The organism is Flavobacterium ardleyense (assembly GCF_033547075.1).
In the GTDB taxonomy this organism is placed as follows: Bacteria; Bacteroidota; Bacteroidia; order Flavobacteriales; family Flavobacteriaceae; genus Flavobacterium; species Flavobacterium ardleyense_A.
The window spans coordinates 538,381-549,823 of the sequence record NZ_CP137891.1 but is presented as its reverse complement, the minus strand read 5'-3'; the positions used below and the strand labels follow the sequence as shown (position 1 = coordinate 549,823).

The 11,443-nt window shown below is 36.0% G+C and carries 8 protein-coding genes; 4 read left to right on the top strand and 4 right to left on the bottom strand.

Annotation, left to right across the window (positions count from 1 at the left end; translation table 11 throughout):
* Window positions 1–318 precede the first annotated feature (318 nt).
* Both SBO79_RS02395 and SBO79_RS02390 read left to right on the top strand, forming a co-directional pair.
* Window positions 319–621, top strand: coding sequence for a hypothetical protein (locus SBO79_RS02395; RefSeq protein ID WP_318641521.1), 303 nt, complete (start codon window positions 319–321; stop codon window positions 619–621).
* Between the two features lie 141 nt (window positions 622–762).
* Window positions 763–2,100, top strand: coding sequence for a sigma-54-dependent transcriptional regulator (locus SBO79_RS02390; RefSeq protein ID WP_318641519.1), 1,338 nt, complete (start codon window positions 763–765; stop codon window positions 2,098–2,100).
* Here SBO79_RS02390 and SBO79_RS02385 read toward each other — a convergent pair.
* Together SBO79_RS02385 and SBO79_RS02380 are read right to left on the bottom strand one after the other, a co-directional pair.
* Window positions 2,075–4,516 carry a hybrid sensor histidine kinase/response regulator gene (locus SBO79_RS02385; protein ID WP_318641517.1) on the bottom strand — a complete coding sequence of 814 codons (2,442 nt, stop codon included), beginning with the start codon at window positions 4,514–4,516 and terminating at the stop codon, window positions 2,075–2,077. The two genes, SBO79_RS02390 and SBO79_RS02385, sit on opposite strands and share 26 nt — an antisense overlap.
* A gap of 92 nt (window positions 4,517–4,608) precedes the next feature.
* Window positions 4,609–6,513 (bottom strand): S9 family peptidase, encoded by a 1,905-nt coding sequence (locus SBO79_RS02380; RefSeq protein WP_318641515.1) that lies wholly within the window; start codon window positions 6,511–6,513, stop codon window positions 4,609–4,611.
* A 608-nt stretch (window positions 6,514–7,121) separates the two neighbouring features.
* Between SBO79_RS02380 and mtgA the strand changes: the two genes are divergently transcribed.
* Both mtgA and SBO79_RS02370 read left to right on the top strand, forming a co-directional pair.
* The gene (gene mtgA / locus SBO79_RS02375; protein WP_318641513.1) at window positions 7,122–7,799 is read left to right on the top strand and encodes a monofunctional biosynthetic peptidoglycan transglycosylase; all 678 of its coding nucleotides are present in this window, start codon (window positions 7,122–7,124) and stop codon (window positions 7,797–7,799) included.
* Window positions 7,800–7,876: 77 nt separating this feature from the next.
* Window positions 7,877–8,677, top strand: a complete 801-nt coding sequence (locus tag SBO79_RS02370; RefSeq protein ID WP_318641511.1) for a TIGR00266 family protein — start codon at window positions 7,877–7,879, stop codon at window positions 8,675–8,677.
* 51 nt (window positions 8,678–8,728) lie between these two features.
* Here the strand turns inward: SBO79_RS02370 and SBO79_RS02365 are convergent, their stop codons facing one another.
* Both SBO79_RS02365 and SBO79_RS02360 read right to left on the bottom strand, forming a co-directional pair.
* On the bottom strand, window positions 8,729–10,936 hold the full coding sequence (locus tag SBO79_RS02365) for a TonB-dependent receptor (protein WP_318641509.1): 2,208 nt from the start codon (window positions 10,934–10,936) through the stop codon (window positions 8,729–8,731).
* Window positions 10,937–10,968: 32 nt separating this feature from the next.
* Entirely contained in the window at window positions 10,969–11,334 is a 366-nt protein-coding gene (locus tag SBO79_RS02360) for a hypothetical protein (protein ID WP_318641507.1), read from the bottom strand.
* Between the last annotated feature and the right edge of the window lie 109 nt (window positions 11,335–11,443).

Sequence of the window (11,443 nt, the reverse complement as noted above, 5' to 3'; positions counted from 1 at the left end):
TACATTTCGGCTTTTCGCGTTTTAGTTTATTTAGCTTATTTCTATTATTCTATTATTTCAATTTTCACTTATTTCGACTTTTCTATTCCCGATAGCGCGGATTTATTTCAGCAGACCATCTAATTTGTGTACAATTTACACAGTTATAGTCGCTATTTACCCATTCTAGAAAACGTAGACATTTGCAATAATGTTCTCAAAAGTCTATAGGTAAAGAGATTATATAGGAATAGACCGCCAGTCGTGGTTTGGCACAATTTTCCCAATAGGATATATAACAACCAAAAAAATCAATTATAATTTATAAAATTTAATATTATGAAAAAGTTCATCCTACCAGTTACCATTTTAATAGCATCATTAACTTTTGCACCAACGGCGAATGCACAGACAAAAAGTAGTGAAGCAAAAACAACTCAGGAGCAAGAAGCACAATACAAAGAAATTCAAGTTAGTGAAGTGCCAACAGTAATTACTGACGCTCTTAAAAAAGCTTATCCAACTGCAATTTTGCATAAAGCATCAGTGGGTACGGAAAAAGATTATCAACTAGAAGTGGAAGTTGAAGGTCAAAGAGGATTACTGTTTGCAGATGCGAATGGTACTTGGCTTAACAAATAAAAAGTAGAAAACTAAATAATTTGGGTAAGTTATTTTAGGATTGGGGGAACTGTCTATGGCAGTTCCTCCTTTTTTTTAGCGATATTTTGTGAGCAGCTGATTATAAATATTTCTAATTTAGCAAAAACTCTAATTGCAGATATGAACAGAATTTTGGTTATTGATGACGATGTTGCTTTTTGCAAAATGTTATCTTCCTTTTTGACGCGAAATCATTATGACGTGCAAACAGCGTATTCTGCTCAATCAGCGAAGGAGTTAGCAGCGGAGCACTCATTCGATTTATTTATAACAGATTTGAGATTGCCCGATGATGACGGAATCGATTTGATGGTAAATTTATTAACGCAGTTTCCAACAACTCCAGTCATACTTATGACCGGTTATTCTGATGTCGCGACGGCTGTAAAAGCCCTTAAAAATGGCGCTTCAGATTATATTACAAAACCTCTTAACCCTGAAGAAGTTTTACTTGTCGTTGCAAAGATCTTGAATGACAAAACAGTTCCCGAAACAAAAAATGAACAACCAAAACCTACCGATAAAAAATCTAATTCCGAATATGTTTTAGGAGTTTCTGAAACTTCAAGACAACTAGCTGAACATATTGATCTGGTTGGTCCTACCGATATTTCGGTATTAATAATTGGAGAAAGTGGGACTGGAAAGGAAGTTATAGCTGCCAATATCCACAAAAAAAGCTCTAGGAGTAACAAAGCATTTGTAGCGGTAGATTGCGGAACAATTCCGAAAGATCTAGCGGCGAGTGAATTCTTTGGACATCAAAAAGGATCTTTCACCGGAGCGGTCAATGACAAAATTGGCTATTTTGAAGCTGCGAATGGTGGAACAATTTTCCTGGACGAAATAGGGAATTTATCGTATGAAAACCAAGTACAACTTTTGCGTGCTTTGCAAGAGCGGAAAATTAAACCGGTGGGAAGTAACAAAGAAATCGCGGTAGATATTCGAGTTATTTGTGCTACCAACGAAGATTTAAGGACAGCTGTTAAGAACGGAACTTTTCGAGAAGATTTGTACCATCGTATTAATGAATTTTCCATCTCTTCTCCCGCTTTACGTGATCGAGGGGCGGATTTAATGGTCTTTGCGGAATTCTTTCTGCACAAATCAAACGAGCAATTAAATAGAGAACTCGTAGGGTTTTCTTCTGAAACGATTGCGATTTTTCAGAGATACAAATGGCCTGGAAATCTACGCGAAATGCAAAACGTGATTAAACGTGCGACTTTATTGAGCAAAGGTGATTTTATCGAAACATCCGTTTTACCACAAGAGCTATTTGATATAGAAATTTCAGATTCGGATGATTTGATATCAATCAGCGACAACGAAAAAGCAGCGCTTATCAATGCGCTAGAAATGACTAACAACAACAAATCTGAAGCAGCAAAACTCCTGCAGATTAATCGTAAGACTCTTTATAATAAGATCAAGAAATACGATCTGGATTATTAACACTGTCTTCTATTTCATTTAATAAGTCCGAAATCTCATTTTTTATATTTGGAAAACCTTCAGCATTTATAAAAATATTTGCTGGCTCTCTCTCGTATTCCGATAATTGATTAGCAATTTTTGTTGCTCTCAGTTGTCTGAGCATTGGCTGCATTTGATGGCAAATGTTCGATATTGTATTTTCATCTCGACCTTCATAAGCTGTTTGAAGTGCTTCTAAATTTAATCTGCTTTTATTGATAAATATCTTCAAAATCTCCACCAACTTATTCTCATCAGAAGCTGTAAAAGCTCGGAGATCATCCAAATAAAAAGATTTGTTATCAATCGTTTCCGAAGTTAATTCTAAATCATTTTGCTGTGCTTGGAACAATTTGGAAATGCAATTTAGCAGCGCATTTGGGGTATACGGTTTCTTTACGACTTTTGTAAAACCTGCATCGTAGTATTCTGAATCTGCCAAATCTGTTCTTCCAGTCAAGGCGATTGTCGGCTGTTCGGAAAAGTTGTTGTCAGAGTCAGTTTGAATCAATTTCAAAAGTTTGAAACCGTCAATAATCGGCATCTGAATATCCGAAATTATAAAATCGAAATCGTTGTTTTTTGCTGCTTGCAATGCTAATAGAGGATTGCTGAAACTCAGGACTTTTATTTTGGCGTTTTGCAAAACTTCCGTAGTTAAGGAGAGTAATCCTTCGTCATCATCAACGACAATCGCGGTCAAGTTTAGACTAGAAAGCGGAACTAAATCCTCGACTTTTTCTATCTTTGTAGATTTGATTAGTGGAAAAATCAGAACGAACGTACTTCCAACACCAACTTCACTTTCAAGTTGTAGATTTCCACCCAAAAGTTCCGCCATCTTTTTGGAGATAGTTAAACCAAGTCCGCTACCGCCATATTTTTTCACGACGCTGTCATCCGCTTGACGGAATTCTTCAAAAATAATTTGCTGTTTACTGAGATCGATTCCGATTCCAGTATCAATTACTTTTATGGTAAATGTCTTCAGAAATTCATTTGCAGCAGCTTCGATTCTGATGCTTCCTTCGTTGGTGAATTTGTACGCATTTCCGATCAAATTGGTTAATATTTGTCGAAGTCTAAATGAATCTCCAACAATTAATCCATCAAGACTTTCGTCAATATAAATCTCAAGTTCGATGGGTTTTGTATGATAAATTGCTTGAATGTTAGTAGCCACTTCTTCGATATATTTTCGAAGTGAAAATGGCAAAGCTTCGATCGAAATTTTACCTGCTTCAATTTGGGTAAGATCTAGTAAATCCTGAACTAGTTTGGAAATATATTCAGATGATCCTTTTATATTCGAAGTGTAGTTGAGTTGTTTTTTAGATAATTCAGAAGTGCTGAGCAATTCAGTATAACCAAGAATCGTATTTAAAGGTGTTTTTAAATCGTGACTAACCGTGGCAATCAGTTGTTCGCGATTTTTAAGTAGTTTCTCAGTAGCTCTATTCGCGGATTCTAATTGTTTCTTGTACGATTGTGATTTCGAAAAGTCATTTAAAATTAGTACTAAAAACGAAATGGTTAAGACAAAACCCACCAAAGCGGCGTAGGCAACAATCTTATTGGTTTTTTGAAGACTTTTTTCGCGGTTTTCAGTGTTGATAGTGATGTTTTGTACCAGCTCTTTTTCTAGAATGTTTACAATTCGACGGAGCTTCTCAGAGATAAGAATTTCGTTATCTAGAAGTTTTTGTTCTTGTACGGCGAGAGATTCCTTTTTGCTTGCGGTGGCAAGGACAACATCTTTCAGCGCCTTTTTTGATACTGTAAGCATAGAATCCAATGCCTTCTGACTCAGAGTATTCGTGCTATCGTTAGGAACGTTGCTATTGATGTATTCGACGTATTTTTCCCAAACGCGTCGTTGATTGCTTTGTAGTTTGGATGGATTTTTAAAGAGATCTTCAATCTCTAGTTTACGCAATCGACCTTCCATCTTGTCAATCTTTTGCAGGGCTGTTTTTATAGCGAGATCATCAGTACCTTTTGATTTTATAATTTTCAATTGGCGGATATTCTCGGTTTTCTGAGAAAGAAGTATTTTGACACTATCAAGTAACACCTTTTGGTAATCGCTATTGGTCAAAGTTTTTAGCGAATCAATTTCGTTTTTTAACGTATCAATCTGCTGTGTATAATTATTAAATTCTGCATTCGAATCAGATTGAAGTGTACTTCGCACAAAACTCTCTGCTTTGTACATATTGGATAGCAGCTGGCTAACTTTTAAAATCTTCTGATTTTCGACAGTTATCTTATTTTCATTTTTTGTAAAAAGCGTATTTTCTGAGTACAAAAACCAGGCTACCACACCTACTAGGGCCGCAAGCGCTATATAACTCAATAGCAGTTTTAGCGGAATGTAACTTTTTTTAGCACTCATTTTTCAAAGATAGAAGATTTCAAAAATGCCATCGTTTAATATTTGTTAAAAGCAAAAAAAACCTCACTGTTGAAAGTGAGGTTTTAATAAAATTACAAAGTTTCTTTAAGCCATCTAAAATATTCTGCTTGCCATACAAGTGCATTTTGTGGTTTTAAAACCCAATGATTTTCTTCTGGAAAGTAAACAAATCTACTTTTAATTCCCATCAGCTGGGCTGCTTGAAAAGCTTCTTGACCTTGTCCGATTGGCACTCTAAAATCTGTTCCTCCTTGATAAATCAAAATTGGAGTATTCCATTTGTCAACCAAATTACTTGGGTCAAATTTCATAAATGTTTTCTGAGCTATAGCATTATTTTTATCCCAGTAGTTTCCACCCGAATCCCAGTTGCTAAAGAAAACTTCTTCAGTTGTTCCGTACATACTCTTTAGGTTAAAAACTCCATCGTGAGCGATAAATGTTTTAAATCGGTTGTTATGAATTCCCGCAAGGTAAAATACAGAATAGCCGCCATAACTTGCTCCAACTGCGCCAAGCCTGTCTTTGTCTACGTATTTTTCTTTTGATACATCATCAATCGCAGATAAGTAATCGTCCATTACTTGTCCACCCCAATCTTTACTAATCGCTTCATTCCATTCCACTCCGTGACCTGGCATTCCTCTTCTATTTGGTGCAACAATGATATAACCTTGTGCAGCCATTACTTGAAAATTCCAACGGAAAGAGTAAAATTGAGTTAGCGCAGATTGTGGTCCACCTTGGCAATATAATAAAGTTGGATACTTTTTGTTAGCGTCAAAATTTGGAGGAAGAATTACCCAAACCAGCATTTTTTTACCATCTGTGGTAGTAACATAACGTTTTTCGGTTTTGCTCATCGCCATTCCGTCATACATATCTTTATTTGCATTCGAAATCTGGTTCCAAGATTTTTTCTTCAAATCATATGAATAAATTTCCGAAGCATGATTCATATCTGTTCTTGATACAATCACCTTCCCTTTTGCAAATCCGACGATTGCATTTACATCAAAATAGCCATCTGTAAGTTGGTTCACGTGAACTGCAATTCTTGATTTTCCTGGGAAGTTCACTTCAAAAAGTTGTTTTGTTCCATCAACAGCAGCTAGAAAGTAAATCTTCTTTCCATCTTCGCTCCATTTAAAACTGTCAACTGTTCCGTCCCACTGAGCGGTAAGGTTCATTTTGACACCCATAAAATCGACAATGATGTCATTTTTGTCTGCTTCATAACCATCTCTCTTCATCTGAAGATAGGTGAGATGTCCTTGTGGAGAAAATGCTGGTTGCGTGTCGTAACCCATATTTCCTTCAGTACGATTTATTGTTTCTTTAGTTTCTAAATTATATTCGTAAATATCGGTATTGGTAGAAGTTGCATAGTCTGTACCTGCTTTCTTTTTAGAAACATATAAAATGCTTTTACCATTTGGCGACCATAAAAAATCTTCGTCTCCACCAAAAGGCATTTGTGGCGAATCGAAGTTTTCACCCTCCATAATATCAATTGGATTGGATCTTTTTTCGTTTTTTTTGTAAAACACGTGGTTTCTAAAGCCCATATTCCACTTATCCCAATGACGGTAATTCAAGCCATCATATATTTGAACTTTCGAAAGTTTAAGCGCGGGATAATAATCATTACCGGTGATTTGCTCGGTTTTTACTTGCTGAAAATAAACCGTGTATTTGCCGTCTGGCGAGATGCTTTTATCATGTAAAAGTGGCTGGTAATCTGAAATTTCTACCGCTGCGCCTGAAAGAATTGGCTGAGAATAGAACCGTGTATCAAGACGATTGCCTTCAATTGCGGGAGTCGATATTTTATAAACTACATTATTTCCATCTTTAGAGATTCCTAAAGGCGATACTCTTGCGGTTTGCATCAGCAACTCGGGGGTCATTACTTTTTGTGCAACAAGCGTAGAAAACGGCATTTGTAAAAGAATTAATAAAAGAACTTTTCTCATAATTAGGGTGAATTTTTTAAAGATCTAAAGGTAAGGTAAAAATCGAAAAGAGCGAAATGATCTAAAAAATCAAAATGAATGAGGAATCTAAATAATGGAATAATCTAAAAAATCTAAATTAATAACTATGCCGATACATTTTCAACTGAAATTCTTGTTTGATTTGCTTCCCAAAATCTCTCTTTTTCACTTATTGTGAATAGTGACGCTCAGCCTTCGACGAAAGCCAAAAAGATCAAAATCTAAAAAATTGAATAATCTAAAAATCTAAATAAACGAGAAATCTAAATAAAGGAATAATCTAAATAATCTAAATGAATTACGATGGCGATATATTTTCAACTGAAATTCTTGCTTTAAGTAGTTCGTAAAATCTCTCTGTTGGCAATTATCTTGAATAGTGACGCTCAGCCTTCGGCGAAAGCCAAAAAGTTCAAGATCTAAAAAAAGGAATAATCTAAAAAATCTAAATTAATTTGGAGTGTTATAGAATCTATTAAAAGATTTTTTTTTAAAAGCATGATGGTTTATTTAAAACATCTTTAAAATAAAATTGCTGAATTATAATAGATACAAGTATCTTGCAGCCTTAATAAAAGTGAATTTCTATGCTCAAGTCCGTTTTTAGATTTATCGGAAAACTTATTCTATGGTTTTTAGGATTGTCGATTTTATCTGTGGTAATTTTCAAATTCGTGCCTGTTCCTTTTACGCCATTGATGTTGTCACGTACAATTGATCACGTGGTTGCGGGCGAACCAATAAAACTAAGTCACGACTGGGAACCGATAGAAAATATTTCGAAAAACCTACAAAAGGCCGTAATTGCTAGTGAAGACGGAAATTTCTTGGAGCACAATGGTTTTGATTTTGAAGCGATTCAGAAAGCATTTGAAAATAATCAGAAAGGGAAAAAGCTCAAAGGTGGAAGTACAATTTCTCAGCAAGTTGCCAAAAACGTCTTTTTGTGGCAAGGCCGAAGCTATATTCGTAAAGCAATTGAAGCCTATTTCACGGTATTAATTGAAGCTATTTGGAGCAAGGAGCGCATTATGGAAGTGTACTTGAATAGTATCGAAATGGGAAATGATGTTTACGGAGCGGAAGCTGCCGCTCAACATTGGTACGGAAAAACCGCAGCAAATCTTAATGTTCGTGAAGCTGCAGGAATCTCCGCAATATTACCTAATCCTCGTAAATTTAAAGCAAAAAATTCGTCGTCCTATATAGAAAGAAGAAAGGGGCGAATTGTCAAAATAATGAGATACATTAAGTTAGATTATTAGAATTCTCAATATTTTCTTTTCCCCACTGTAGTTCATCTTGAAACTTTTAATAAATTTGATTCTAAATAATTCTGATTATGAGAGCACACGAGATAGATTACGAGATTTTTGGCGAAGAAATGCAGTATGTAGAAATTGAATTGGATCCGCAGGAAGTGGTCGTTGCCGAAGCAGGAAGCTTCATGATGATGGACAACGGTATTGCAATGCAAACCATTTTCGGCGACGGATCAGCTCAAGACACTGGTATTTTCGGTAAATTACTTTCTGCTGGAAAGCGTGTTCTCACTGGCGAAAGTTTATTTATGACTGCCTATCTCAATCAGAATAGCGGAAAGGCCAAAGCTTCTTTTGCTTCTCCTTATCCTGGAAAAATTGTCGCTCTTGATCTTCAAAATTTACAAGGAAAATTTATCTGCCAGAAGAATGCTTTTTTGTGTGCTGCCAAAGGTGTTTCAGTAGGAATAGAATTTTCCAAGAAACTCGGAACTGGACTTTTTGGAGGTGAAGGTTTTATAATGCAGAAATTGGAAGGCGACGGAATGGCCTTTATTCACGCTGGTGGAACCTTGGCTAAAAAGGAATTGGCAGCAGGTCAGATTTTGAAAGTTGATACTGGATGTATTGTAGGTTTTACCAGAGATGTAGATTATGACATCGAATTTGTGGGCGGAATTCGTAACTCTGTCTTTGGAGGCGAAGGACTTTTTTACGCCACACTTCGCGGTCCTGGAACAGTTTATATACAATCATTACCCTTTAGCAGATTAGCAGACAGAATTATAGCTTCGGCACCAAGATCTGGAGGAAGTGATAGAGGAGAAGGCAGTATTCTCGGCGGCCTCGGAAATCTTCTTGATGGTGATAACCGATTTTAATAATATAAAAAATGCGTCTCGATTGAGACGCATTTTTCATTTTTAAGCAATTTAGATTGCAAACTTTAATCCTACAATGATACTTCTTCCAATGTTTGGAATCTCATCAACCTTCAATCGTGATAGATGTGAAATATATTCCTTATCAAAAATGTTATTGGCGCTTACGCTAAAATCAAAGCTGTTATTCGCCATTTTTATTTTACCACCAAAACCTGCATTTATCAGGGTGTAAGCGGTAGAGGTAGTCTCATTTAAATCTGTATTAGTCTGTGCAAATGTACTGGTCGAATTTACTCTCGCGTATCCGCTGCTTAGCCATTCTTTAATTCCAAATTCAGTTCTAATCGTGTTACTCCAAGTATTCGCAGGAATTAATGGAAGATAATCGCCACCTTCTTTTTTCGCAGTTACAGTTTCAAAACTTGTTTCGATATGCAACCAATCTAAAGGATGCGGATGAAAATGGAAACCTACTTCTCCACCATAAAGTCGAGCATTGTCTTGGGTATAATTAAATATAACATAGTCTTCAATCATTGCTGCCGAAGGTGCCGCGTAAATATAATTGTCGATATAATTATAAAATGCATTTGCAAAAAATTCGAAATGTTCGCTAGTGTATTCCAAATTTAAATCAACTTGAAAATTTTGTTCTTTATCTAAATTGCTATCGCCAATTTCGTAGCGATTTGTTCCTTCGTGAACTCCGTTACTAGTTAATTCAGCAAGATTGGGCGCTCTAAAACCTGAAGCAAGATTCAATCGAAGTAAAAGTTCTTTAGTCAAATCTGTTTTGTATCCCAAAGAAGCATTGAAACTATCGAAATCTAAATCTAGCGCTTCAAAAGAACCTTCTTCCCCAGAAATTCCATTTGCTTCAGAACTTAAGTTTCTGTGATCATAACGCAAGCCTGCTTGCACAGCACTTTTTCCCCATTCGTAATTGGCAGTTCCAAACACTCCAAAATCGTTTATAGTTGCATTCGGGATAAGTGATTCTTCTCCAAAATTCTCATTCTGTTGATGCATTCCTTGAATTCCGGCAATCAGTTCAATTTTGGTAGTTTTTGGGAAATTGTATTTTAAGTCATAATTAAAAGTTCGTAAATGCATATCCAAAGCAGCTTCGGGCGAATCTTCAAACTCCTGACGGAAATTCATAATATAACCAAAGTCAGCATCTAATGATGAATTCTTGAAAAATATCTTATTGTGCAAACTCATGATATGATTGTCCACAGCTTGTCTTGGAAATTCGGTTTTCTTACTATTGCTTTGCTCGGCAATGCCATCCTCGGTCATTCCTAAATCAAGACGGTTGAAATTGTATCTAAAAATACTTGATACGCTCTGCGTATTATATCCAATTCCACCTTTCAAATCAAGTTCGTTGTAACGTGTATTGGTAACTTTATCACCGCCAGGAATTTCGTAATCAGAATGTGCTGAATAGCTACCACGCCCTAGAAATTTCCATTTATCCGTAGAGCCTTTTACTCCAACAGAAGTGGATGTACCTTCGGTATTGCTGTAGTATTTCTGATCAACATCTGCTTTTATAGTATTTGCATTAGCGAATTTCTCAGGAATAAAGTATAAAACACCGCCCAGTGCGTCAGACCCATAAAGTAAAGAAGCTGGACCTTTGATAACTTCTACACTTTCTATTCCCGAATCATTCAGACCCAATCCATGCTCGTCTCCAAACTGCTGATTCTCTAATCGAACACCTTGTGAGTAAACCAAAACTCTATTTGAACTTAATCCGCGAATAACGGGCTTTCCAATCGAAGCGCCAGTCGAAATCTGAGATACTCCAGGAATCGTAGTCAATCCTTCGATAAGAGTTGTGATTCCTTTTTGCTGCAAGGATTTGATTGACTCGTGCTCAACCTTCATGACATTTTGAGATTGCAATTTGTTGAAAGCAGTCGAGATAATTACTTCATCCATAAGATGCACGTCTTCTTGCAAAATAATATCTGCTTGAATTCCATCTTCGGAAACTTGAAAATCTCTTTGAAGTGTTGTGAAACCTACATAAGAGAAAATAAATGAGATTTTACCTGATGGAATTCGACTAAAGCTATAAAAGCCATTAGCATCAGAAGTGGTACTTGCTTGAATTGCTGGTGCGTAAATCGAAACGCCTGCAAGGGGTAATTTATCCGAATCGGTGATAATACCACTAATTTTATTTTGGCTTAAAGCCATAACAGAAAAGCCCAAAAATAAGGCTAAGAAAAAATATTTCATTGAGAATTTGTTTTATTGTTTAAATAATCAGCTTACGCTAAATCTGTAAAAAACAATAAAGTGGGTGGCCCCCGAACTAGGTAGTGAAGACCAAAATAATAAGAAACCTGGTCAACTACAAGGTCAAAATAACTACTATGAATTGGTGCAAAGTAACGTGGAACAGAAAAAATATCTGTTTTTACGTAATTACTAAAGTGAAAATCGCACGAAAAACAATGATCAAAATCGTGATGCTCGTGCGTGATTTGCTCGGTTCCAGTATCGTAAAGGTGTTCACACTTATCATCTGAAAACTCGGCAAGAATATGCTCAAAAGTATGCACAGACTGAAACAGTATTGAGGACAATACTGCAACAAGAATCGAAATACTTATGTGATTGAGATACTTTTTCACGGTTGCAAAATTAGCCAAAGTATTTGCAAGCAAGATTTATTAGGATAAATTTTAAGATTCTTTAACTAATTGAGAGTTAATTCTTATTTCTTGAAATAAAAAAGCCTCT

Bases quoted from the DNA above. Each gene is read 5' to 3' on its own strand.
- SBO79_RS02365 (WP_318641509.1), bottom strand. From the start codon at position 10,936: ATGAAATATTTTTTCTTAGCCTTATTTTTGGGCTTTTCTGTTATGGCT.
- SBO79_RS02370 (WP_318641511.1), top strand. From the start codon at position 7,877: ATGAGAGCACACGAGATAGATTACGAGATTTTTGGCGAAGAAATGCAG.
- SBO79_RS02385 (WP_318641517.1), bottom strand. From the start codon at position 4,516: ATGAGTGCTAAAAAAAGTTACATTCCGCTAAAACTGCTATTGAGTTAT.
- SBO79_RS02395 (WP_318641521.1), top strand. From the start codon at position 319: ATGAAAAAGTTCATCCTACCAGTTACCATTTTAATAGCATCATTAACT.
- mtgA (WP_318641513.1), top strand. From the start codon at position 7,122: ATGCTCAAGTCCGTTTTTAGATTTATCGGAAAACTTATTCTATGGTTT.
- SBO79_RS02390 (WP_318641519.1), top strand. From the start codon at position 763: ATGAACAGAATTTTGGTTATTGATGACGATGTTGCTTTTTGCAAAATG.
- SBO79_RS02380 (WP_318641515.1), bottom strand. From the start codon at position 6,513: ATGAGAAAAGTTCTTTTATTAATTCTTTTACAAATGCCGTTTTCTACG.